The 24,902-nt window shown below is 51.5% G+C and carries 23 protein-coding genes; 2 read left to right on the forward strand and 21 right to left on the reverse strand.

Going from position 1 to position 24,902, the window contains the following annotated elements; genetic code table 11:
* Positions 1-21: 21 nt before the first annotated feature.
* From MKX50_RS13050 to MKX50_RS13085, 8 genes are all read right to left on the reverse strand, one after another.
* Positions 22-474: a MarR family transcriptional regulator gene (locus tag MKX50_RS13050; protein WP_213592356.1), complete on the reverse strand. Its 453-nt coding sequence runs from the start codon at positions 472-474 to the stop codon at positions 22-24.
* Between the two features lie 311 nt (positions 475-785).
* Complete coding sequence (locus MKX50_RS13055; RefSeq protein ID WP_213592354.1) at positions 786-1,202, reverse strand: VOC family protein; 417 nt, start codon at positions 1,200-1,202, stop codon at positions 786-788.
* Positions 1,203-1,355: 153 nt separating this feature from the next.
* The gene (locus MKX50_RS13060) at positions 1,356-2,375 is read right to left on the reverse strand and encodes an LLM class flavin-dependent oxidoreductase (RefSeq protein ID WP_213592352.1); all 1,020 of its coding nucleotides are present in this window, start codon (positions 2,373-2,375) and stop codon (positions 1,356-1,358) included.
* A 43-nt stretch (positions 2,376-2,418) separates the two neighbouring features.
* On the reverse strand, positions 2,419-2,901 hold the full coding sequence (locus MKX50_RS13065) for an Rrf2 family transcriptional regulator (protein WP_155613186.1): 483 nt from the start codon (positions 2,899-2,901) through the stop codon (positions 2,419-2,421).
* A 230-nt stretch (positions 2,902-3,131) separates the two neighbouring features.
* Positions 3,132-3,812, reverse strand: coding sequence for an HAD family hydrolase (locus MKX50_RS13070; RefSeq protein ID WP_213592348.1), 681 nt, complete (start codon positions 3,810-3,812; stop codon positions 3,132-3,134).
* Between the two features lie 169 nt (positions 3,813-3,981).
* Positions 3,982-4,914, reverse strand: coding sequence for an ABC transporter ATP-binding protein (locus MKX50_RS13075; protein ID WP_213592346.1), 933 nt, complete (start codon positions 4,912-4,914; stop codon positions 3,982-3,984).
* An 18-nt stretch (positions 4,915-4,932) separates the two neighbouring features.
* On the reverse strand, positions 4,933-5,979 hold the full coding sequence (locus tag MKX50_RS13080; protein WP_213592344.1) for an iron ABC transporter permease: 1,047 nt from the start codon (positions 5,977-5,979) through the stop codon (positions 4,933-4,935).
* Positions 5,976-6,959 carry an iron ABC transporter permease gene (locus tag MKX50_RS13085; RefSeq protein ID WP_213592495.1) on the reverse strand — a complete coding sequence of 328 codons (984 nt, stop codon included), beginning with the start codon at positions 6,957-6,959 and terminating at the stop codon, positions 5,976-5,978. Before MKX50_RS13085 ends, MKX50_RS13080 begins: the two co-directional genes overlap by 4 nt.
* Before the next feature lie 215 nt (positions 6,960-7,174).
* Between MKX50_RS13085 and MKX50_RS13090 the strand changes: the two genes are divergently transcribed.
* Positions 7,175-8,203 (forward strand): iron-siderophore ABC transporter substrate-binding protein, encoded by a 1,029-nt coding sequence (locus MKX50_RS13090; RefSeq protein WP_339157168.1) that lies wholly within the window; start codon positions 7,175-7,177, stop codon positions 8,201-8,203.
* A gap of 38 nt (positions 8,204-8,241) precedes the next feature.
* Here MKX50_RS13090 and MKX50_RS13095 read toward each other — a convergent pair whose 3' ends face one another.
* The 11 genes from MKX50_RS13095 to rhaB form a co-directional block, all read right to left on the reverse strand.
* A complete protein-coding gene (locus MKX50_RS13095) occupies positions 8,242-9,345 on the reverse strand; it encodes a metallophosphoesterase (RefSeq protein WP_339157169.1) in 1,104 nt (367 codons plus the stop codon).
* 48 nt (positions 9,346-9,393) lie between these two features.
* Entirely contained in the window at positions 9,394-9,795 is a 402-nt protein-coding gene (locus tag MKX50_RS13100) for a hypothetical protein (RefSeq protein ID WP_339157170.1), read from the reverse strand.
* The gene (locus MKX50_RS13105) at positions 9,792-11,207 is read right to left on the reverse strand and encodes a radical SAM protein (protein WP_339157171.1); all 1,416 of its coding nucleotides are present in this window, start codon (positions 11,205-11,207) and stop codon (positions 9,792-9,794) included. Before MKX50_RS13105 ends, MKX50_RS13100 begins: the two co-directional genes overlap by 4 nt.
* Complete coding sequence (locus MKX50_RS13110; RefSeq protein ID WP_339157172.1) at positions 11,204-11,983, reverse strand: prolipoprotein diacylglyceryl transferase family protein; 780 nt, start codon at positions 11,981-11,983, stop codon at positions 11,204-11,206. The genes MKX50_RS13105 and MKX50_RS13110 overlap by 4 nt, the downstream gene beginning before the upstream one ends.
* Before the next feature lie 237 nt (positions 11,984-12,220).
* Positions 12,221-12,919 (reverse strand): LUD domain-containing protein, encoded by a 699-nt coding sequence (locus MKX50_RS13115; RefSeq protein WP_213592493.1) that lies wholly within the window; start codon positions 12,917-12,919, stop codon positions 12,221-12,223.
* A gap of 35 nt (positions 12,920-12,954) precedes the next feature.
* Positions 12,955-14,553 carry a LutB/LldF family L-lactate oxidation iron-sulfur protein gene (locus tag MKX50_RS13120; protein WP_213592332.1) on the reverse strand — a complete coding sequence of 533 codons (1,599 nt, stop codon included), beginning with the start codon at positions 14,551-14,553 and terminating at the stop codon, positions 12,955-12,957.
* Positions 14,550-15,278 (reverse strand): (Fe-S)-binding protein, encoded by a 729-nt coding sequence (locus MKX50_RS13125; RefSeq protein ID WP_339157173.1) that lies wholly within the window; start codon positions 15,276-15,278, stop codon positions 14,550-14,552. The genes MKX50_RS13120 and MKX50_RS13125 overlap by 4 nt, the downstream gene beginning before the upstream one ends.
* Positions 15,279-15,325: 47 nt before the next feature.
* Entirely contained in the window at positions 15,326-16,090 is a 765-nt protein-coding gene (locus MKX50_RS13130; protein ID WP_213592328.1) for a DeoR/GlpR family DNA-binding transcription regulator, read from the reverse strand.
* A 53-nt stretch (positions 16,091-16,143) separates the two neighbouring features.
* Positions 16,144-17,364, reverse strand: coding sequence for an L-rhamnose isomerase (rhaI, locus tag MKX50_RS13135; protein ID WP_213592326.1), 1,221 nt, complete (start codon positions 17,362-17,364; stop codon positions 16,144-16,146).
* A 102-nt stretch (positions 17,365-17,466) separates the two neighbouring features.
* Entirely contained in the window at positions 17,467-19,536 is a 2,070-nt protein-coding gene (locus MKX50_RS13140; protein WP_339157174.1) for a bifunctional aldolase/short-chain dehydrogenase, read from the reverse strand.
* A 66-nt stretch (positions 19,537-19,602) separates the two neighbouring features.
* Positions 19,603-21,084 (reverse strand): rhamnulokinase, encoded by a 1,482-nt coding sequence (rhaB, locus tag MKX50_RS13145; protein WP_339157175.1) that lies wholly within the window; start codon positions 21,082-21,084, stop codon positions 19,603-19,605.
* 331 nt (positions 21,085-21,415) lie between these two features.
* Between rhaB and MKX50_RS13150 the strand changes: the two genes are divergently transcribed.
* Positions 21,416-22,444 carry a MaoC family dehydratase gene (locus tag MKX50_RS13150; protein ID WP_339157176.1) on the forward strand — a complete coding sequence of 343 codons (1,029 nt, stop codon included), beginning with the start codon at positions 21,416-21,418 and terminating at the stop codon, positions 22,442-22,444.
* Here the strand turns inward: MKX50_RS13150 and MKX50_RS13155 are convergent.
* The gene (locus MKX50_RS13155) at positions 22,441-23,610 is read right to left on the reverse strand and encodes an acyl-CoA dehydrogenase family protein (RefSeq protein ID WP_339157177.1); all 1,170 of its coding nucleotides are present in this window, start codon (positions 23,608-23,610) and stop codon (positions 22,441-22,443) included. The genes MKX50_RS13150 and MKX50_RS13155 overlap by 4 nt on opposite strands.
* A gap of 62 nt (positions 23,611-23,672) precedes the next feature.
* Positions 23,673-24,809 (reverse strand): glycosyltransferase, encoded by a 1,137-nt coding sequence (locus MKX50_RS13160; RefSeq protein WP_339157178.1) that lies wholly within the window; start codon positions 24,807-24,809, stop codon positions 23,673-23,675.
* Between the last annotated feature and the right edge of the window lie 93 nt (positions 24,810-24,902).

The following is a 24,902-nucleotide window of genomic DNA, read 5'->3' on the forward strand; positions in this document are numbered from 1 at the left end:
AAATATGGGCTCCTTTAATAATCAATAGTTTCTCCTATTCCCCTTTTTTACAAGTTCCCAATCTTTTTCTATATTTTTTCTTATTCTCTGGATAAAATGGAAAATAGCTTCTGCTTCTTCTTCTGAAAATCCCTCTAAAGCAACGGAATTGGAATAATCATGTTCTCTTATAATAAAAGGATAAATATGTTTCCCTTTCTCTGTTGCAAAGAGTTTTTTTATTTTTTTGTTATGTTGATCTTCTTTCTTTTTTATAAAGCCACTAATTTCAAGTTTTTTGATAGCACGAGCAGCTGTTGATCGGTCGACCTTGATCATTTCAGCTAATTTTTCTTGAATGATTCCTGGATATTCGCATATTCGCACGAGGTATAAATACTGCCCTTTTGTAAGATCAAATTCTTTAAATTCTATATTACTGATGGAATCCAGCGCCCTTGCGATCATTCCAATTTCACGAAGAATTTCTTTCATAATTAAACTCCTTAGCAGGTATTTTATTGCAAATGCAACAAATTGGCATACCAATAATTTAATATAATATTGTTGCATTTGCAACATAAATGATGAATAACCTCTTCGACGGAAAAGCTTCATGGATCCTAATTAACAATCCCTGTTTCAATCCACCTAAAATAAGAAGCCTCCTCAGGTGATTACCTAAGGAGGCTTCCTCGATTTAAATTTATATCCTATTCTTTCTTGCAATCAAAAGCGATTTCTTGTTTGTTTGCATTTGGTTAATATGATTAATCATATTAATTCACATTATTAAATATATCGATTCAACCCTGTTCAATCGTGGCCGGGTCCATATATACGACCTCCCATAAATGGCCATCAGGATCCTGGAAGCTCCGAGTGTACATAAACCCGTGATCTACTGGATCATTAAAAGGCTGGCCGCCTGCAGCAAGAGCCCGTTCCACGATTTCATCCACCTGCTCCCGGCTGCTTGCGGACAAAGCGACAATCACCTCTGCATTTTCCTTTGTATCCGGGATGTCTTTCTTCGTAAAGGTCTTGAAATAGGCCTCGCTCAGCAGCATGGCATAAATATGCTCGCTTATGACCAGGCAGGCTGCTTTCTCGTCCGTGAACTGGGGATTAAATTCGAATCCAACCTGTTCAAAGAAATTCTTCGTCTTGGGCAAATCTTTTACCGGCAAATTTACAAAAATCTGATTACATTGAAGCGCCATTTGGATACCACCTTATCATGGATTGGTAATACGCAGAAATGCCTGACTAAGGTGCTGAACAAAGAAGAACCTTTGTTCGTATATTATAATACTACACCAATCCAGAAAAAGGAATCCTTTTATTTAAGTTTACATAATATATATTACGTTAACTCAGTTCTTCATGCCGGTAATCTCGGCAACAAGCTCGTAAGAACGAACGCGCGCTTTATGATCATACATCGTCGTATTAATAATCAGCTCATCCGCCCCTGTGTTATCTATAAACGCCTGTAGTTTCTCCCTGACTTCGTCCGGGTTGCCGATAATCGAAGCATTCAGTTGCTTCATGACCAAGGCTTTCTCATACTCCGTCCAAATGTTCTCCATGCTCTCGACTGGCGGCGGAATTTGACCAGGGTGATTACGGATCAGGCTTAGGAATTGTTGCTGGAACGAAGTCGCGAGGTACTCCGCCTCTTCCGTCGTGTCGGCCGCGAACACATTAATCCCGGCCATTGCATATGGTTTATCCAGTACATCAGAGGGCTGGAACTGGGATTTATACTGCGTTAACGCCGCAACTGTATGTTCAGGGGCGAAATGGCTAGCGAATGAAAACGGCAATCCCAGCTTTGCTGCTAGTGCGGAACTGAAGCCGCTGGAACCGAGCAGCCAGATGGGAATGTCTTGGCCTTCCCCGGGTATCGCCCTTACACGGTTATGCCGTGAATTCTCATCCAGGTAGCTTCGCAGCTGCTGCAGCTGATCTGGAAAATCATGACCGTTCGCGCGAGGATCGCGGCGAAGCGCCAGCATCGTACTCTGGTCGCTTCCCGGAGCACGGCCTAAGCCGAGATCGATCCGTCCGGGATACATGGCTTCCAGCGTGCCGAATTGCTCAGCGATGACTAGCGGCGAGTGGTTGGGCAGCATGATTCCGCCGGAACCAACTCGTATCGTGCTTGTTCCGCCAGCGATATAACCGATAACAACTGAAGTCGCCGAGCTGCCAATCCCCGGCATATTGTGATGCTCGGCGAGCCAGTATCGCCGATACCCCCATTGCTCGACATGCTGGGCCAAATCAAGACTGTTCTTGAAAGATTGGGCTGGCGAACCACCTTTTGTGATTGGCACAAGATCCAATACGGAATATGAAACTTCGCTTAGTTTTTTATGATGTTGGCTCATATAATTCCCTTCCTTCACATGTAATAAGCTTTGCCAGCTTACGCTATACAACCATTTTTTCCTTGATCCACGCTTGTAAACACTCCAATTTGCCTCTAAACCGCTCCTCCTGCATTTCTGCAGCCAGATCGGCGACGGTTTGGCGCTTCAGCACGGACTTCCAGGCTGTCTCCGCTTCCTCCATCAAATCGGTCAACAGACAGCATTGCTCCTCTGCAGGCAGCTCGAGCATATCGTTCAAGGTGCCGCATGAGGAATACAGTGTCTGCTGTCCCTCTATTGCGAGATACACGTCATAAATCCGGATATTCTCCAGCTTCTTTTTCAGCTTGAAGCCGCCTTTGACGCCAGGGACGGATGTGATGAGATCAGCGCTCACTAATTTTCTCAATAATTTCTGAAAATAAGTAGCCGAGGCGCCCAACTGCTGGCTGATCGCTTCCCCTGGCAGCACTGCCTTTTCAGGCAGCAGGCTGAGCAGGAGTATGGCATACACGGATTGCTCAACGCCCGTCTTCATGTGCATTTGTGTGTCTCACGCCTTTTTATTGATCTTATACCTGCTAACGCGGACAAACATTATCGACGTTAACGAGATACTTTTTACAATATACTTTATTTTTTATAGCAAGTAAACCTCTATTCTCTCTGCATGCCAGTTCAGAGGTCATAGAAGGTAAAGGAGAAATATATGTGGTTGTTAATGACCGAGGTGGTGTTTAGCTTCCTGGTGTTGACAAGGATATCGGTGAAAAACTATGCTCCTGGCATTATTCCAAAAGATAATACAACAGCAAATAATTCCTCTAGATCATCAATTACGGCATCAGCATCAACAACCGTTTCGAACTGACGATTACGTTTCCAAACCGCTCTCATTCCAGCGTCACGACTAGCTCGTATATCGTTATCAGGATGATCTCCAACAAAGAGAGCATTTTCGGCGTTTACGCCCAGTTTCGTCAAAGCGCGATTGAAAATTGCTTTATCAGGTTTCCGCAGCCCTTCCCATTCCGATATTAAAACCTCGTCGAATAAATGTTCAATGTGTAACGCCTTGAAATTATCGTATTGGAATTGCCCAAAACCGTTGGAGATCAATGCCAATTTGATGTTATGGTTTTTTAATTGAGTAAGCATGCTCAATAAATTAGGAAAGCCGATACAATGCTTTTGGAAATTTCTTATGTAATCCTCTATAAGTAAGGTCCAGTCCATGTTTTTAATAGAAAACTCGTCCATCATCTGTTGATATACCTTGTCCTTCCATACGTAACCATGATGATCAAGCTCGATAAACCGTTGAACGAAACTTTCTTTTTCAACGATTTGTAACTCGGGGTAACGATCGTACTGGTCCCTCACAAACTTTAACAGTGATGCGTCACGGTCTAGCAGCGTTCCATCCAAATCAAAAAGAACCGCATTTATAGTCAACAGAATCACTCCCTTTTACATAAAATTCGCCGTAAATAATCAATTCCCTGTTCGGGATAATTAACATCATTAAATAATAATACAGAAAAGAGCCCAAAAAACTAAAAACCTCGCTAATTAGCGAGGTTAATACCGTACAAATACCTATAAACCGTAACAGATTCCAACCTTATACCGAGGCGGATGAGGCAGCAACTAACTCCCTCTTCGGTTCAGCCGTTTCTTCCTCCTCATGGTTTCCCTCTTCAGAAATTGAATCCCGAGGCGGGCTGTCAACCTTTCTTTGCTGCTGCTGCGCCAGTGCGCGGGCAGCCCGCAGCCGGCAATTATCATGCGGAATGCACAGCGGTGTGCCGTATAACGGATCCGGAATGATCTCGCATTTGAGCCGGAAGACGTTTTCGATAAGCTGCTCGTCTACGACTTCATTAGGCGCTCCTTGCGCCTCAATTCGTCCATCTCGAATCGCTACAATATGGTCCGCATATCTGCAAGCAAGATTAATGTCATGAAGTACCATGACAATCGTCCGCTTATCGCGATCATTCATCTCATAAAGTAAATCCAGAACTTCGATTTGATGCGTCAGATCGAGGTATGTCGTCGGTTCATCCAGCAGGATGATCGGCGTCTCTTGAGCCAAAGTCATGGCGATCCATGCCCGCTGCCGCTGACCGCCCGACAATGCGTCTACAGGGCGTTCAGCCAGTTCACTCATGCCTGTCGCTTCTAGCGCTTGCTGAACAACTTGCTCGTCTTCTTGCGACCACTGCTTCAGCCAGCTCTGATAGGGATATCTTCCTTGCTTGACGAGCTGCAGCACGGTCAGCCCCTCGGGAGCCGTCGGGCCCTGCGGGAGGATCGCCAGCTTCTTCGCAACCTCTTTCGTTGACATGCTGGAGATATCGCTGCCCGCCAGGATAACCGTGCCCTGCTGCGGCTTCAGGAGTCTGGCCATAGAGCGGAGCAGCGTCGATTTGCCGCATCCGTTGCTGCCGATGAACACGGTGATTTTCCCCTCCGGTATGGAGAGATTCAAATTTTCGAATATATAGGCGCTTCCATATGACAATCCGAGCTCCTTCGCTTCCAGCGTACCCATAATAGCATTCCTCCTGAATTAATAGCGGTTTCGGTTGCGATACAGCAAATACATAAAAAACGGAGCCCCGATAGCAGCCGTCAACACTCCTGCAGGAATGTCATTCGGCAGGAACGCCGTCCGTGCTGCCAAATCAGCCAACAGCAGAATGATCGCTCCAAGCAGAGCGCTGACGGGCAGCACATTCCCAAAAGAGGAACCGACAAGCTTGCGCGCCATATGCGGAGCCATTAATCCAATGAATCCGATAGCTCCGGCAATCGCGATTGCAGCCCCGGCGAGCGCTACGCTTAATGCCAGAAGCCCTATTCGGTGCCTCTGCACGTGCGCCCCGGCACTGCTCGCCACCTCGTCCCCAAGCGCTTGAATGTTGACGTTCCTGGACTGCAGCCAGGTAAGCGGCAATAGAATCGCCACCCATGGCAGGAGCGTCAGAACATCTTTATCCCAAGACGTCCCGTATATGCTGCCGGTCATAAAGGTTAGGGAGCGCTGAGCCAATTGCAGCGGCCCGGAAATAATTAACATATAGGAGATCGATTTGATCGCGGCGGACAGTCCGATGCCGATCAGCACCAGCCGCAGCGGATCAACGCCTTTTTTCCAGGATAGGACGTACAGCAGCCCTGTAACCAGAAAGGCTCCTGCTATAGAAGTCAGCGGCATCCAATGAATTGACACCGTGCCGCCAAACATAAAAATAAACAAAACGGCGCCAAGCGAGGCCCCTTCCGTAATCCCGACGACATCCGGAGAAGCCAGCGGATTGCGGATAATGCTCTGCAGAACCGCACCGGCAACAGCCAGGGATGCTCCCACTAGCACCGCAATGACAATTCGCGGCAAACGGAGCTTCATGATAATAATTTCATAGGTAGGCTCCCCTTTGCCCACCAGCACTTTGATAACATCAATCGGCGAGATGAACTGGCTTCCCGATCCGGTGCTCACGATCATGACAGCGAGACAGATAATGAATAGTATGAAGGAAATCCAGACAGCCTTTTTCTCAATCAACACGGAAAATTTGGCGCCCTCTGAACGTAGCGGCTTGTATTTGCTCATGACGTGCGTCTGCCTTTCCTAGCAATGTAAACAAAGAACGGTACGCCGATGACCGCAGTCATTACCCCGACAGGAACTTCCTTCGGCATAGCGATGTAGCGCGAACCCAAATCGGCGGCGACCAGTAAAATAGCGCCGAGAACTGCGCAATAAGGCAATATCCAGCGAAAGTCCGTGCCGACCAGGTAACGGACGATATGTGGAATGATAATGCCCACGAACGCAATCGGTCCGGCTACGGCGACTGAACCGCCGGCCAGCAGTATTACCGCCAGCGCGCCGAACAACTTGATGTACGCCGTGCTTTGGCCGAGCCCCTGAGCGACATCATCGCCCATGGCCAGCACATTTAAATGCCTGGACAGCAATAGCGAAATGATCATGCCCGCTAGCATATACGGCCATACCGCCTGCAATTGGGACATTTCCCGCCCGGCTACCGATCCGACAAGCCATACGAGAATCTGATCGAACATTTTGCCGTCTGTCAGCATCAACCCCTGAGTCAGCGAAGCAAAAAATGCCGACATCGATGCCCCGGCAAGCGTGATCTTGACCGGCGACATGCCGTCCCTGCCAATGCTCCCCAGCAGAAAGACGATTCCCCCGCTAATGGCGGCTCCAATCAGCGCGACCCACGTAAAAGCGTGCATTCCGGACACCCCTAGCCAAGCCGAAGCCAGCATAATGAAAAATGCAGCTCCCGAGTTAACGCCAAGCGTGCTTGGGGAAGCGATCGGATTTCGCGTCATCACCTGCATAACCGCTCCGGCTACCGCCAGGCAGGCTCCTACCGAAGCCGCGATCAGCGCTCTCGGTATCCTCGTAGTGAGAATCACCAAATGTTCATTGCTTCCATTAAAATGAGTAAGCGATTCCCATACTGTGCTTAGCGGGATATCCGTTACCCCAAATGCGATGCTTGCTATCATTATCGCTCCAAGAGCGACGAGTGATGCGATCATATATACGACTCTCATCATTTTCCACGCTTCCAACTTAATCTCTGCGAAAAATCCCACATGAACTCTTTATGAATTTTAGATGAAGCAGCCGGTAATGTCAATGAATATGAGAATCATTCTCATATTTTTATTGACAGCAATTCTCCTGTCGATTATAGTTTGATAGTGTCAGTGATTGATAATGATTCTCAGACAGAGACACTACATCATATTAGGGGGAAGCAATATTCATGTTCGTACACAAAACAAATCATAAACTGAGCCACACCTTCAAAATAGCCGCGCTATTTTTGGCACTGTTCCTGGTGCTTACCGCATGCGGCAGCAAGGACTCGGCGGGTGGAAACAACCAGCCTGCTCCGGCTAATAACTCGCAATCTGAGAATGCAGCTTCCGGCAATGATGATCAGGTTCGCGTAGTGAAGCATGCCATGGGAGAAACCGAAATCAAAGGCACGCCGCAAAAGGTCGTTGTTCTAACCAATGAAGGAACCGAAGCCTTGCTCGCGCTGGGGGTCAAGCCTATAGGCGCCGTTCGATCCTGGACGGGAGATCCTTGGTATGACCACATTAAAGATGAGATGGAAGGCGTAACTGTAGTCGGCGAGGAAAGCCAGCCGAACCTGGAGCTGATCGCTGGTCTGCAGCCCGATCTGATTATCGGAAACAAAATGCGTCAGGAGAAAGTCTACGAGCAGCTGAAAGCGATCGCTCCGACCGTCATGGCCGAGGATCTGCGCGGCGAATGGAAAATCAACTTCAAGCTATATGCTGAAGCGCTTGGCAAATCTGCAGAAGGTGATGAACTGATGGCCGCATTCGATGCACGCATCGAAGACTTCAAGGCGAAAGCCGGCGACAAAGTGAACGAAACCGTATCCGTCGTTCGTTTCATGGCAGGTAAAACTCGCGTCTACCACACCAATACATTCTCCGGCATTATCTTTGACCAGATCGGTCTGGCACGCACGGACATGACGAAGAACGCGAAGGATTCCTTCGTCGATGAAATTACTAAGGAGCGTCTGCCGGAAGCAGATGCGGATCGCCTCTTCTACTTCACTTATGAAACCGGAGACGATAAAGCAAATGCGACCGAACAGGAATGGACAAACGACCCATTGTGGAAAAACCTTGGCGCGGTAAAGAACGGACGCGCTTATAAAGTAAGCGATGCGATTTGGAACACAGCTGGCGGCATTAAAGCTGCCAATCTAATGCTCGATGAACTCTATGAAATCTATGAGATTCAGCAATAAGATAATTAAAAGAGACCGTCGCCGGTCTCTTTTTTAGTTCATTCCGTGAATGTAACATGAATTTGTACGATTTCGGACCGGCTGCCAATGCGGATCGGCGGGCCCCAGAAGCCGAAGCCGGACGTGACGATAGAATGCAGGTTTTCTTTCTGCAAATAACCCCAATCGTTCTCGAATAACATGCCGGTAATGAGATGCGCTGGCGCAATCTGTCCGCGATGTGTATGGCCTGACAGCATCAGGTCGATCCCCTCCTGCTGGGCGATATCGAGGTCATAAGGCTGGTGATCCAGCAAGATCAGCGGTTTGGACGCATCCAGTCCTTGGACAAGCCCGCTAAGCGGAGCACGTTCCCGGTCAATCCGGTCCTTACGCCCGATTAGCGTAAAGCTGTCATCGATCGTAACGGCTTCATCGTAGAGAATCTTCATATCTCCTTGCTCGAGGACATCGATCAAATGCTTCATTTGCCCGCTGTAGCGGTCATGATTGCCCAAGGTAGCATAGACGCCGTACCGTGCGGAGATGCCGCTTAGAACTTTATCGATCCCCTTCTGCTCGTATGGACGGAGATCGTCATCCACAATATCCCCCGGGAATAAGACGATGTCTGGCTTCAGAGTGTTGATCCGCTCCACTAGCCGGATCGCATGCTGCTTTCCGGATAACACCCCGAAATGCATATCTGCCGCCATGACGATATTCAACTCCGGAGCAGCCGGACTAGCCTTCGGAATGTCCACGCGGTATTCCCGGACAACGGGACTATAGGCGTTAAAACTGCCATAACCAATGGTAGCCAGCAGTATAATCAGCACAAGGGCGCCTGCCCCCTTCTTCGCTGTGGAACGCGGCAGTTTCGTTAGCCGCAGCAGCCACAAGCTGACATGAACGACAGGCAGTACGAGCAGCAGTACGCAAAATACGGCCATCCAGTACGCGCCGAGAATCTGGAACAGCACGAGACCCTCTCCGATTCTTCCTAGCAGAAAAGAAACGGCCAGCAGTACAACAACTCCTATGTAGACGTACTTGAACCAGGTGGGGGTGCCTTCCTTCAGCCAACCCCAGCAGCTTCGGCCGATATAGAAGACTAACAGGCCATAAACAAGCAATGCAATGATGCCAAAAACAACAAACATATTCATCTCCCTTCATTTCTATCGCTATTATAGCGTATCTGCGGGAAATTAAAAATTGGCCATGACGACGCCAAAGCAAGCCGCATTCAGCAGAAATGTAACAGCTCCGCCAATCAACAGTCCCTGTCCGATGCCAACCCGTTTTTTCGCAAAAGCCACCACCGCAGCAGGGATTAAATAGACAATCTGGGCTATGCCAATAAAGAAATAGGATAGGGGGATAAAAATGAGCAAAAGATGAAGCAGCGCCAGAATTCCGATCCCTTTGAATACCTCGTTCGTATGGTTACGTTTTGGCGGTTCATGCAGCGGTTCCCGGGGTAGCTCCTGCAGCGTCTCTTGAGACGGCTCCTGCATCTGTTCCTGCATCGGGTCTTGCTCCCCCGCCGTCATCTTTTCTTGAGGTTGGACTAACTCAGGCTTCTCCCGCTCGTTTGGGCCATCGCTCATTCTCTTCTTCCCTCCATTTCAGCTTTTATCTCCTTTAAGCGCTCTTCCAGGCCACCCCGGTAAAAAATGTTGTATGTATCAAAAGGAATAATTCTTCCGTCCGGATGAACGATATGCACGCAGGACTTCTTGACAGAGCGCACGTCGAAATAATACGGATCGAGGAATTGCATAATGATGACGCGGAACACATTGTCATAGCTTACCGACTCGGGAACCTGCACAAACGGCAGGCAGCAGAGCAAGCTTTTCAAAGACATGGCTGATGATTCCGGCGAATGGTTGGTGGAGAACAGCTCGAAAATATGCTCCCTCAAACTTTGATCCTGCTCGAACACGATCGTATTGCGGCCGCCCTCTAGTAAAATCTGCGGATCAACCATACGAGTAAGAGGTATGACCCCGTCATTCAGTTTCAAGGCATAACCCATCGCGAGGCTGTCCGGATGGCAGGGCACCGGAAGCATGTCTTCGGCCTCGAACACACCGGACTGATCGATAATCGACTGCCTGACCTCGCTTAACGTCAGCCGATCCTTGGCGGGATCGAAATCCTCCGTCCGGCCTGCCGCCTGGATCGGCTGGAACGTAACGCCGCGCACGGCCCGCTGCTTAAGGCCGTATTGGATAATATCGCCAATTTCGTGGTCGTTTAGCCCTTTTTTCAACGTGACTACAAGGGTCGTGGAAATATTGAATTCATTCAAATGTGCGATCGCCTTCTCGCGGATTTGCCGCAGATCGGCGCCGCGCAGCTCCTGCAGCACCTCTCGTTCAAAGCTGTCGAACTGCAAGTACAGCTCGAAGCCCGGTAAATAGTCTGCCAAGCGCTTCACGAACTCCCGATCCTGCGCGATGCGGATGCCGTTCGTATTCACCATCAGATGCTTAATCGGCTTGCTCTTGGCCATATCGAGAATTTCGAAAAACTGCGGATGGATCGTCGGCTCACCCCCGCTGATCTGTACGATGTCCGGCTCGCCTTCATTGCGCACAACGGCGTCCAGCATTCGCTCAACTTCCTCCAGAGAGCGCCACAGCTTCTTGTCCGGAGAGGAATCGGCATAGCAGATCGGGCATTTCAAATTGCATTGATCGATGATTTCCACGATGGACAGGCAGCTGTGCTGCTCGTGATCGGGGCATAATCCGCAATCGTATGGACAGCCATAACGAATGGGCGTATTCCAGTGCTGCGGCATCTCCGAAGGCTTGATGAATTCGCGGCAGCGTTTATAATACTCGACGTCGGTTGAGATGAGCACTTTTTCCCGCCCGTGCTCGAAGCAGTACTTCGACAGGTAGACGCAATCGTTTTCAATAATGACCTTCGCTTCCACCTTCTTCAGGCATTTCGAGCAGATGCTGTTCGTGAGCTCGTAGAATAAATACGGTCGATTTTTTGTCGTCATGAGGCATGGCTCCCTTTCAGAATATTCGCATTACGGCTAACCGCGAACATGCGATACGCAAAATACATCATACCGAGCACGCAGGCTAGCTGGATATTATTCAGTCCGAAATAAGGATGCGGCGTCGGCTTAATAAAGTCAATGACGAAGCGGAACGCTAAATACCCGAACATGAACCATATGTAGATCAGGCCATTGGGCAGCTCTTGCCTGCGTGCAGCGCTTGTCTTCTTCGCCGCAAACAGCGCAAAGGCCAGAAAAAACAGAAATCCAATTTCATACAATTGTGTCGGATGCCTCAATACTCCGTCCCCGTAGTCGAAACCCGTAATCCAGGCCGTTGGCGTGCCATGCGTATGATCATCCAGGCCGGTCAAGAAACAGCCGATCCGCCCAATCGCCATCGCGATGATCAGGGGAAATGCAAATTCGTCCCCGGTTGAACGCGTAATGCCTACAAGTTTCTTGGTCAGCTCGACACCAATCAATCCGCCCAGCAGTCCGCCGACGATCGTCTTGCCTCCGAACAGCTCTCTCCAGTGTTCCGATATGGACAGCAGCCATGCCGGATTCTCCAGCCAAAAGAGCAGCTTGGAGCCCAGGGAAGCGCCGAGCGCCGCGCCGACGATCAGCCAGAACATGTTGACCGTTGAGATGTCGCTTTTTTTGCGCCGCCAAACATAGATCCGGAAGCCGATGAAATAGGCGAGTGATTCAAACAAGAAATGAGGGTGAATCCGCAATCCGCCGATATGTATGTAGACGGGAAACTCCAATAGTCCACCTCCTGCTCCTCGAAAGATATGAACCAATCTAGTGAATGGATATTTTTAGGAACTGCCTCTATTATACACATCTTACCAAACCGGGAGAAAAATTAAAAAGAAAAACCGCTGAATTAGCGGTCCTATGATATTCTTTTTCTAGTATTCTCTTATTAAACTTTTCAGATCTCGTATTCTGCTAATTCTCCTCGGCTTCCCTGCGATATTCCATATTTCTCAGTGCGATGTTCACCCAACAATCAAGGCATACACAATTCCTGGGCCATGCACGCCAATCGTCAGATCATTCTCGATATCCGAGGAACGGCTCGGCCCTGAGATGAAATGAATACCGGCGGGCAGCCGACCCTGGCCTAGCTCATCGAACTCAGGCAGGACCTCTCCCAGTCTCGTCTTTAACCGTTCGGCGGGAATGAGGATCATAAGCACCGTTGGCAGCAGGCTTACGGAACGTCCTTTATGCGGAGAGGACAAAACGGCCACAGAGCCCGTGTAAGCGACAGCGTAATCAGCCATGACAACTCCGATGTCGGCTTCGGCGGCACGCGCTTTCCAAAAGTCAGGCCCGGAACCATCGGAATTCCAAGCGGATACCTGAGCTTGCGCGAGCTTCGCTTCTAGGCCGAGCTGCTCCAATGCGGATTCCTGCTGCCTGACGATGTAATTCGCGCCGAGCTCGCGGGCTTTGGCCGCGATAAAGTCGCTGGCCTCCTCCATCGAACCCAATCGCTCGACATGGCCGCCGACGCTCAGGAAATTTTGCGTGAACCGCTCGATGCGTTCCTGCTCGTTCCATTCGAACGTACGCCAGAAGTCAGGTGCCCCGCGGAAGGGCTGCCCTGGCCTCTCCGTCATTCGCGGCCGGTTGAGCCGCTGGGCGATGCGGTTCATGAACTGCTCCTGCTTGGCTCTTGACTGGGCTTCCATCCTGACAAGCCATTCATCCTGCGTGTGTGAACTGCTCAATTCTGATCCCCTCCCTGCTGCCGCTGCCGGATGATACGCTCCATCCGCTCACGGATCGCCGCATCCACCGAACGGGCGGCTGCGCCATCTGCGGCTGTTCTCAAGCCGTCACCTTCAGCCTCTTTCTGCCCATGATCCGCTGGGTGGGGATCACGCCATCCGCCCATTTCCTGCAGCTCATGCTCCAATTCAGCCCAGCGCTGCCGGAAGGTCTGCTTGGCGACAGATGGTGCGATACGATAGCTGTTCCAGCCCTTTAACGGCCCAAGCTTTAGCGGAATGCCGCCATCACGGACGATCGCCTTTTGGCCGATTTGTGCCGCCCTGACGGCAGCGGCAAACCGTTTGGAATTGGCGGCAACCGCGGCAAAGCCCTTCATGCCAGCCGTCTCCAGTTTATTCCCCTGCCCCTGCTCCACCTTGCGCCGCCGCAAGGAGACGAGCATGTCATGCAGCGGTATTTTCACCGGACAAGCCTCGTAACAGGCCCCGCACAGGCTCGATGCACTGGCGATATCATTCCACTCGCTGACGTTACCGTTCAAGGCTGGGGTCAGCACGGCGCCGATCGGGCCGCTGTACGTGCCGCCGTAGGCATGGCCGCCGATGTGGCGGTAGACGGGACAGGCGTTCAGGCAGGCGCCGCAGCGGATGCAGTTCAGCAGCTCCTGGAACTCCGGATCGCCTAGCTGCAAGGAACGCCCGTTATCGACGATAATGATATGCATTTCATCCGGGCCGTCCGCATCCTGCGTCCGCCGCGGGCCTGAAATGCATGACATGTACATCGTCAGCTTCTGTCCCGTCGCCGAACGCGGCAGCAGAGTCGCCATCACTTCCAAATCCGCAAAGGACGGAATTATCCGCTCCATGCCCATAAACGTAATTTGCGTCTTGGGAACCGTAGACACCATACGCGCGTTGCCTTCGTTTTCGAAGAGCACCATCGAGCCCGTCTCCGCGATGGCAAAGTTGCAGCCGGTAATGCCTAGATCGGCTTCCAGGAACTTCTCGCGCAGCTTTTTGCGCACGAAGCCGGCGAGCACGGTCGTATCGGCAGCCAGCGGCTCACCAGCCTCCTTCGAGAGGAGCTCGGCAATTTGATACCGGTTTTTATGAATCGCAGGAATAACGATATGGGAAGGCCCTTCTCCAGCCAGCTGGATAATATATTCGCCCAAATCCGTCTCGATCGCGTCGATGCCTTCTCCGGCCAGCGCCTCGTTCAAATGCAGCTCTTCGGTAACCATAGACTTTGATTTCACTGCGCTTTTCGCCTGCTTTTGCCTGGCGATCTCCAAAGAGATCTGCACAGCCTCCGCGGAATTATCCGCAAAATGAATATGCACCCCGTTACTGCGGGCGTTATCCACGAACAAGTTCAAATAATAGTCCAGGTGAGCGATCGTATGCAGCCGGATCTCACGCCCTCTTTCGCGCCACGCTTCCCAATTGCTGAGCTCTTCGGCGGCGCTTAGCTTGCCGTTTTTGAGCCGCTCCGTCGTAAAACGAACCGCTTTGCGCAGAAAATCATCGTTCAACGCCAGTTCGGCTCTCTTCTTCACGTCAACCGCCATCGGATTCGTCGTGCTCATGTTACCCGCATCCCTTCATAGAGCAGCTCCGCGAGGTGCATCACCCGCACCGGTTCATTGCGGTAGCGCAAATGGCCCGCGATGTTCATAAGACAGGCCATGTCCAGCCCGACGAGCACCTCAGCTTCGCTCTCCTTCACATGCTCCGCCTTCTCGGTGACCATGGCGCCGGAGATATCGGGCATTTTAATCGCGAACGTGCCTCCGAACCCGCAGCAGTCCTCGGCATACGGCAGCGGCACGAATTGCAAATCCTTCACATTGCTGAGAAGCTGCATCGGCTCCTCCTTCACCCCGAGCAGCCTGCTGCCGTGGCAGGAAGGATGATAGGTGACCTTATGCGGGAACCTTGCGCCGACATCGGTAATGCCGAGCACCTTCACGAGGAACTGCGTGAACTCGTAGGTTTTCTCCTGCAGGCGCTTCGCTTTGTCCAGCCACTCGGGCTCGTCTTTGAACAGCTCGCTGTAATGATGGATCATATAAGTGCATGAGCCCGAAGGCGATACGACAAAATCACTGTCATCAAAAGCCTGCAGCAGCGTTCGGGCAGCGGTTCGCGTCTCCTCCCAGTATCCGCTGTTATAAGAAGGCTGCCCGCAGCAGGTCTGGGTTTCAGGGAAGTCCACCTGAACGCCGTACCGGGCAAGGATGCGCACGATCGCTTCGCCGACTTGCGGATATATGACGTCGCTAAGGCAAGTGATAAATAAGGATACTTTCATGGCAAACCTCTCTTCCTGGAGCCGTCTGAATCTTCAGCATCCGCCCATTACACGACCGTTACGGATATCGACCGGTCGGATAGAGCGGCCAGCGTCTCCTCCGCAATACCCTCGTCCGTAATAATCGCACTCACCTGCTCGAGGTTCATGACATGGGTAAAGCTCTGCTGCCCGAATTTGCTGGCATCGGCCAGCAGAATCACCTGATCGGCGATAGCCACCATCTTTTGCTTGATGCGGGCCTGCAGCTCGTTCGATTCGCTGACCCCGCGATCAAGATGAACCCCTTTGCAGGAGAGGAACATTTTATCTACATAATATGATTCAAGCGAGCGCTCAGCGAGCGGGCCGACGAACGACATGGAGCGGCTCGCCAGCAGCCCGCCCGTGGAGATCACTTCGATTTTCTCTTTGCCGCTAAGCTCGGTAGCGACGCGAATCGAGTTGGTCAGCACGGTAAGCGGGATATCCGGAAGCTTGGATGCCATATACCAAGCGGTCGTGCTCGCATCCAGCAGGATGCGCTCATTCGGTTGAATCCGTTTGACCGCCTCATCCGCGATCCGCATTTTCTGCTCGGCGTGCGTAATTTCGCGTTCTGCATAAGGGATCTCCGGCACATCTCCCTTTGGCTTGATGCTCACGGCTCCACCATGGGAGCGCCGAAGCCGCCCGGCCTGCTCCAAGCGGTCGAGATCGCGCCGAATCGTCTCCTCGGTAACGCCGCACAGCTCGCTAAGCTCCGAGACCCGCATGCTTCCCTTCTCATTGATCATCTGTACGATGTATTCATAGCGTTCAGCTACCAGCATTCCTACTTCACTCCATATCTTTCTTCATTAGAATGGCAGAACGGTCTTGCCAGCTACCAGCTTGCACCGCCCTTGCCTCTGGCCATGATCCCCGCCCCGTAGCCGGAAGCATGATAGGCCTTCATCGGATCGACCGGCAGCCCGGCTTCCTCGCGCACTGCATGCAGCAGGGGTGTGACATCGAATTCGAACGCACGGCGCACCGCGTCCTCCGCACCGAGGACATCACCCCGCCCAGCCGCTTCCGCGACCTCTTCGTGATTGATGAGCAGCGCCTTGGCATACTGTGTCTGCACATTCAGCACGGAGCGGATCATGGCTGGTATTTTCTGTTCAATGTTGTGGGACTGATCGATCATAAATGCGATTTTCTCCACCGTTCCCCGCACTTCCTCATCCGCATCATTGGCGGCAAGCACGATTTGGTAGAAAATCAGGAACAATTCATAGGGATTCATCGAACCGACGATCAAATCGTCGTCCGCATATTTATAGCTGTTAAAATGGAATCCGCCCAGCCGCTTTTCATCAATCAGATAAGCCACGATATGCTCGATGTTGGCTCCTGGCAAATGATGCCCCGTGTCAACCAGAACCTCGGCCTGCGGCCCCAGCTTGAGGGCATAGTTGTAAGCCATGCCCCAATCGGCGATATCTGTATGGTAAAAAGCCGGCTCAAACGCTTTATATTCGATCAGCATGCGCATATCGGGCGTCAGCGCGCTGTACATTTCCGCCAATGCTTCAAGCATCCAATGCTTGCGCTTGCGGAGATCGCCTTGACCCGGGTAGTTTGTTCCGTCCGCAAACCACAGGCTCAGATCTTTCGAGCCTGTCTCCTTGGCGATATCCACGCATTCCAGCAAATGATTTGCCGCTTTGCGGCGAATGGCCGGATCGCTGTTCGTGACGCTGCCCAGCATATAATCGTCGTCCTGAAACAGATTTGGGTTAACAGCCCCGATCGAGAGTCCAAGCCCCTCGGCATGGCTTCTTAGTTTCCCGTAATCATCGACGTGATCCCACGGAATATGGATCGCCACAGAAGGACATAGCCCCGTGAGGCGGTGCACGATGGCGGCATCTTCAAATTTCTCGAACGGATTTCGCGGTACGCCAACCTTCTGGAACACTTTAAAACGCGTTCCAGAATCCCCGTAACCCCAAGATGGCGTTTCGATTTTTAGCTTCTTCAGCCTGGTCTTTACCTGCTCCAAATCGATCCCCCGCAGCTTCTGCTGCTCTTCAAATAACATATACGCTTTATCCGACATCGACAAGTCCTCCTCTTCATCCCATGAGAATTCAATTCTGCGAATCACTTATGAAAAAATAGGCGATGTTTCCCTAATATTAAGATGTTGCACCATGTACCCTCAACGCGTAAATGCTGCCGGTACTCCCCCATCGATCGTCAGCATGCAGCCCGTAGTCTTATCCGCCTTGGAGGAGGCGAAAAAGGCAATCCCTTCGGCTACGTCCTGCGGGTAAATATTGACTAACAGTGTTGTGCGCTTGCGGTAATGCTCCTCCAGCTGATCCGGCTCTATCCCGTAAGCCGCGGCCCGCTCATTGCGCCAATTCGAGTTCCAAATGGCCGAACCCTGCAGGATCGCATCTGGAAGAATCGTGTTCACGCGGATGCCGTATTCACCACCCTCTGCGGCGATGCAGCGGGCCAGGTGAGCTTCCAGCGCCTTCACCGAGCTGTAGGCTGAGGCGTTTTTACCCGCATAGATCGAATTTTTGGAGCCTACAAACACCATGCTGCCGCCAAGAGCCTGTTCCTTCATCAGCTTGAAGGCTTCTCTCGCCACGAGAAAATAACCGGTTCCCAGCACGTTCATGTTCAGATTCCATTCCTGCAGCGAGGTCTCGTCAAAAGGACTCGAAGTCGCAAGTCCCGCGTTGTTGACGATGATGTCAACGCCTCCATAATGCAGGGCTGCCTGCTCGTATGCGGCGCGCACCATGTCCTCATTGGTGACGTCCATTTTTACGGCCAAAGCGACGTTATCGCCGAACTTCCCGTTTATTTCCACGGCCACCTGCTGCGCGCCTTCCAAGTTCAGATCCGCCAGCACCACATGCGCTCCTTCGCTAACGAGGCGCCATGCCGTCGCGCTGCCGATGCCGCCTGCTCCGCCCGTAATGAATGCTACCTTACGGGAGAATTCCGCCTCGGCCGGGGCCAGGGACAGCTTATACAGCTCAAGCGGCCAATATTCTACGTTATATGACTCGTTCTCGCTGAGCGAGACGAACTTGCCGAGCGTCGTCGCACCGCGCATAACTGCGATCGCGCGATGGTATAAGGCCGCGCTGACTCGGGAATTGGCCCAGCTCTTGCCAGTGTTGATCATTCCAAGTCCCGGTATGAGAATAACCCGCGGAGCTGCTTCGAACATGACATCGCCCTCATTCTTGTTCCGCTCGAAATAGGCCTTGTACTGCTGCTTGTAATCAGCGATACCTTCAATCAGCTTCCTGCGCAGCCCTTCGACATCGCTTGCATCCGGCGTCCAGTCAATAAAGAGCGGAACAACCTTCGTGTGCACGAGATGATCCGGGCAGGCCGCCCCCACCTGGGACAGCTGGGCCGAATCCCTGCTGCCGACAAAGGCGAGCACATCCTCTTCATCGTCGAAAGTTAGGATCATTTTCTTGCCATCGCTGACCGCGCCGCGAATCGAAGGCATGAGCTTGGCAGCGATGTTCTTGCGCTCTTCGCTTGGCAGCGGCTGATGAACTAAGCCGCCGAACAAAGTGGCCTCATTAACGCGGGACTCGATGTAGCGCTCGGCTTCATTGATGATTTCGATCGTCTTGGCATAGCAGGCTTCAGAGGTATCACCCCAGGTAACCAGCCCATGCTTCTCCATTAATACAAGCTCGGCCTTAGGGTTATTAAGGACGCCCTCGGCAATCATTTTCGACAGCGTGAATCCCGGTCGGATGTAAGGGACCCAAACGAAGCGGTCTCCGAAAATTTCCTTCGCAATCTCTTTGCCGTTATCTGCGCAGCACAGGCTGATAATGGCGTCCGGATGCGTATGGTCTACATGATTGAACGGCAGAAAAGCATGCAGCAGTGTTTCGATGGAAGCGCGCGGATGTTTGGAATCGATCATGCAATTTACCAAGTAGGCGACCATGTCTTCATCAGACATTGCTTCGCGCTCGAATAACGGCTGGATGTCTTCCATACGCAGACCGGTGAAATTTCCCTGCTTCATTGTCGCAAGATCCGAACCGCTCCCCTTGACGTACATCACTTCAACGTCACGGCCTCTAAAATCCTTGATTACGGTCTTGCTTGAAGTATTTCCGCCGCCCCAGTTGCACACCCGGCGGTCTGAGCCTATGAGATTGGAGCGGTAAACGAGTTGGTCGAGTCCTCCCTGCAGTGCGGATGCTTTAGAAGAATCCCATAAATTTTGTACCATGTGATAACCTCCGATTGTTTAAGATAATAGCGATTATAGTATTGATATAATAGTATTGGTATATTTTCAGCGGGGCTGAACCAATCTCGCTTTGATTTGCTCCCAGCGCGCGCCGGCAGCGTCCATTTCTTCTTCATGAATAGGCCGTGGCTCGTATCGCTTTAACGGAACCGAATTACCGATGATCCCCCGGGCCTCTTCCATTCCCTGCAATTGTCCCGAGCTGATCATCTGGACAGCGATGTTACCTAGAGCGGTCGCCTCCGATGGCCCCGCTATAACCTCGATTTCCGCCATATCTGCGGTTAACTGGCAGAGCAGCTCATTATTGGCTCCGCCGCCGACAATATGCAGCGTATCGATTCGCTGATCCGTCAGTCTCTGCAGCTCCTGGATGCTGTCTTTGTAGGTCAGTGCCAGGCTGTCAAAGATACAGCGCGCCAGCTTGCCGATCGTATCCGGCTCGGGCTGCCCCGTCTCCCGGCAGCAAGCCCGGATTTCCTCCGTCATGCTGCGGGGGTTTAAGAATCGCTGGTCATTGCAAGGAACCAAGTGCTGAAACGGCTTTTCCCGCATCGCCAGCTCCGCCAGCGCGGCAAAGCTGTAAGCATTCTGCGTCTCGCGGCGCACCTCCTGGATCATCCAGAGTCCCATAATATTTTTGAGGAAACGATACGTGCCGTAAACGCCCCACTCATTCGTATAATTGGCGTTCATTGCCTCGGCCGTGTTCAGCGGAGTTCTGCGCTCCACACCCAGCAAAGACCATGTCCCGCTGCTGATATATGCCCAGGACGTATGCGGCTGAGCCGGAACCCCCGCAACGGCCGAGGCCGTATCATGGGTCGGAGCAACGATGAGCTCGCAATCGGGCAAATCGTACTGCCGCTGCAGCTCAGGTGAGATTCTTCCCAGCTTCACGCCCGGCTCCGTAAGCTTCCCGAATTGTTCGCGGCGCAATCCCAACAGCCCGAGAAGTTTACTGTCAAAATCTCTCTCTGCCAAATTCAGAAGCTGCATGGTCGAGGCGTTCGTCACTTCGTTTATGAGCTTGCCGGTTAAGCGGTAATATAGATAGTCCGGTACCATTATGATTTTGGCGGCTTGGGAGAGCTGATCGTCTTCATGAACATAGAGCTGGTACAACGTGTTGAACGGCAGCTCTTGAATTCCTGTCCTGCTGTACACCTCGGCTCTGCTAATCGTTCGGTGCAGACGATCCGGGGCGTCCTTTGTCCTGCCGTCCCGGTAAGCGTACACCTCATGAATGCGCTTTCCATTATCGTCAAGAAGTACATAATCAACAGCCCACGTATCGATTCCAAGCGTACAGGCTTCAATCCCCTCCTTCTTGGCTTGCTGCAATCCCTTGATAATTTCAGCAAATAAGTAATCGATGTCCCAGTAATCATGCCCTTCTGTTTCGGTAAAAGCATTGCTGAAGCGATGAATTTCCTGCAGTTCGATCCTCTGCTCCTGCTGATGAAGGGTTCCCCTCACCAGGCGGCCGCTCGAGGCGCCGATATCTACGGCAATGTAGTTCTTCATTCCATACCCATCTCCTTAATAAAATAAGGTATGACATCATCCTAATCCCAAAATACCATAAAAGTCAACAATAATACATAATTATTTCTTTTTTTATATCTGTTTTTGTTTATTTAGTAATTGGTTTTATTTTGTTTTTGTGTTTCAGCTGGGCTTGTCTGTATTTTTGCTTGATTTTATAGGGAAACAAAATAAACCCGATTCATCGTAGAATCAGGTTTGGACGTTATTTATTGCAGCAGCTTGAAATGATCGGCTATATTAAAGGGGAGGAATTTTATGGAATATACATTTGTATCGCGCATTTTATTGTTTGAATGGAGGAGTCTCGATGATGGATCAATGGCAGCTAACTTCAGTACCGCCGCAGCGCACAATCATTACCAAGGAACGAACCGGTGCGTTTCTGCAGGGCTTTCCCGCAGCCTTTCGTTCTAGTGTTACCATCGTTCCTCTGACGTATCCTATTACGCTGTGGCAGAACGTAGAGCTTCCCTGGCTGCCAGACGATCAAGGCGGCAAAACTATCATTCACGGCCAGCAGACGCTGCAGTATTATCGGGTTCTTCCCTATAATGAGGAGATTATCTGGCAAATTCACCTGGCAAGCATACGGGAAACGGAAGGTTCCCAAGGACCAATGCAATTGCTGAATTGCGTGATGGATGTCAGGAATGCGCATGAGGAACTCATATTGCAGGCGAATACCACCCTTCTTCTGCTGGATCAGCCAAAACCACAGCCGCGGCCCCAATCGCATACCAACCCAGCTACCCATAGGATTGCCCGGCATACTTTACCTTCCGCGCTGTACGGCCTATGGGATAAGGAGAGCTCTCTCATTCCGGGAACCATACTGATCGATGCCTGCCTCGGCACGATAACCGGGGAGATGCTTGTCGCTTATGCCGCAGCTTCCGGCGATTACAATGCCATCCATTTGGATGCCCAGAAGGCAGTAGAATTCGGGCTGCCCGGCCGGGTGGCTCATGGCATGCTCGTATTAGGCATGGTCGGAAATCTGCTGCAGGAGCTGCAAACCGCGCCTATGACGCTCAGGAATTTGGAATGCCGCTTTCGCATGCCTATTGTGGAAGGGGACACCGTGTTCGCCAAGGTTATTGTTCAGTCCGTAGTCCCCTCTCAGCCTGGGGACAAAGAGACTTTCATCGACGGTGATATTCTCAATGAAGCAGAAGCCCAAAATAATCCGGTTATCCATTGCCTCCTGGAGGTTTCTATCGTTCGGCCTGAGCCTGATTCATCGTGTTCTGAATCTTATGCGGACGCTCCTTTTACGAGTGGTCAATCGCAGCGCATATTGGCATACAGCGGTTCGGCCGATTATGTACTCGCCTAATCCCAATGACCGATCTTCACATTTCCTTTCAGCAGGTTTCGCGCAATAATGATCCGCTGAATTTCATCCGTTCCCTCATAGATGCGCCATACTCTCATCTCCCGGTACCAGCGCTCGATCGGCAGATCTTTGGAATAACCCATGCCGCCGTAAATTTGCAGCACCCTGTCAACGACTTGGTTGGCGACGCCCGCACCGTACAACTTCGACATGGAGGCATGATGACGCGCATCAAGCTGTTTTTCCACCCGCCATGCCGTATGCAGGACAAGCCATTTCAGCGCCTCGACCTCAACCGCGGAATCGGCAATCATCCATTGAATACTCTGCCTGGAAGCCAGTGTTTCGCCAAAGGTCACCCTTTCGTTCGCATAATCGATCGCCATCTGCAGCAGCCTCTCCGACGCCCCGACCGCAATGGCCGGAACGACCCAGCGTCCTCTGCTGATCCACTGCATTGCCATCGTGAGCCCGTGATCCACTTCGCCGAGCACATTCTCATCGGGAACGAGCACATGGTCAAACGTCAGCAAGGAGGGGCTTTTATCTCCGCCCATCGTCAGAATCGGTTCCGACGTCCAGCCCATTTCCCGGTCGACAAGAAAACAGGTAATACCTTTGTTCTTGCCGGTTGATGGATTGGTCACGGCAAAGACAATGGCGAAATCCGCCTCGTTTCCATTCGTAATAAAAGCCTTCTCGCCATTCAAAATCCATCCGCCAACCGTCCGCTTGGCCGACATTTGGATATTGCTTGTATCCGACCCGGCTGCCCGTTCGGTAAGCGCAAAGCAGGACTGTCTTTCCCCGGCAATGACCGGGTACAGATACCGTTCCATCTGCTTTTCATTGCACATGAACAGGATGTTATCCGCCTCCCCGCCTAGCACAAAAGGAACGCAGGTGCGGCCCAGCTCCATTTTTACGATGGCACTTGTGATCGTTCCCAGATTGGCTCCTCCATATCTTTGCGGCGTTTCGATGCCCCAAAGCCCGAGATCTCTAGCTTTGTTCTGAAGCGCCCTAAGCTGCTCCCGGCTGATCCCCTCCTTCCCCTCTCGCTCGTTGAGAAGCAGCTGGCGCTCCAAAGGAATGAGCTCATCAGCAACAAACTGGCGTACGGTGCGTTGAATATGCTTTTGCTCTTCGGTCAGTTCAAAATTCATGCTTCTTTTCAGCTCCTTATGAATGTGATCCGATGATAATCCGATATTAAAGCGATCCCAACTTAATCGAACACCTGCTGCCTCCAAATTCCTCTTGCTGCAAATAGGCGGTACAGGTCGACAAGCTGCCTCTCGGTAGGGTGTTTATAGTAGAGCACATCGTAAGCTTGCCTGATCGACTGGCAGATAAGATCGAGATCGGATAATTCGGTTTGATCGATCACGGCGACTTCCCTGCCTGCTGCCTCGGAAGTAATCGCATTGACCGCTTCGGTACTATGCTTATAAATCACGATAATGCTGACGGGATAACGGCCCCCCTCATACCCTTGATAGGCCCGGACGACATTTTCGAACCTTACATAGCAGTCCCACCAGGAAATTCTGATTTGCGGATTGAAAAATTCCGCCAGGATTTTTTGCGCTTCTACTTCAAAGGACGGGTGACGGGAGATGAAATGCTGCAAATTCGCCAGCCAGCCAGCGTAGCGGGCCTCATTGAATTCGGAAGGATGATGCACATGATAGGCAAGCGCGTTTTTGTTGAAAATAAACGAACCGCCTCCCTGCTCCAGCCTGTAGCCGAGCTCGCTGTCCTCCAGTCCCCAGCCCGCGAAACCGTCATTAAACATGCCGGCTCCGATCAGTCTCTCCCTTCTGACCGATATATTGCAGCTGAAGAACAGATGCCAGGCCGTTCGGAGCGCTCCGGCATTCTCGGAAAACCGCTCCATCAACCAAAACCGTTCATCTTCCTCGAAGGGCGGCAAGCTGCCTGCTTCAAAAAGCGCTTTTCCTCGCCCCCCAGCGATCGCTCCTTGCTCCAAATATCTTCTAAAGCCGATGACAAGCTTGTCCTCCGCAAATTTATGAACGCGCAAATGCTCGGCGACGAATCCCGGTCCGGGAATTTGATCCCCATCCAGAAAAATCACGATATCACCGCTTGCGCTCACAATGCCCTGATTACGGGAAACAGCTCTGCTCGATTCCACCGTGTCAGGGATGTATTTATAAGTCAGCGGGTAATTTACCGCCAATTGATGAATCATTTCCCCTGTGCCATCCGTTGACCCGTTATCGACGAGGATGACCTCGAAGCCGTCCCCCTCCTGCAGGTATTGGCGGGATAGGGAAATCAGGCAAGCTTCGATAATTTCTTGCTGATTATAGGCCAGTATGACAATGCTAGCCTTCATAAATTCTCCTTTCTCGGCTCGCACCCTGGGAACTTGCATCGTGGCCGAAAATGATAGGGCAAAGCCGATAACTCCTTTTTATTAAGGTCAATC

Origin of the sequence: Paenibacillus sp. FSL W8-0186 (genome assembly GCF_037969765.1) — a bacterium.
Taxonomy (GTDB): domain Bacteria; phylum Bacillota; class Bacilli; order Paenibacillales; family Paenibacillaceae; genus Fontibacillus; species Fontibacillus woosongensis.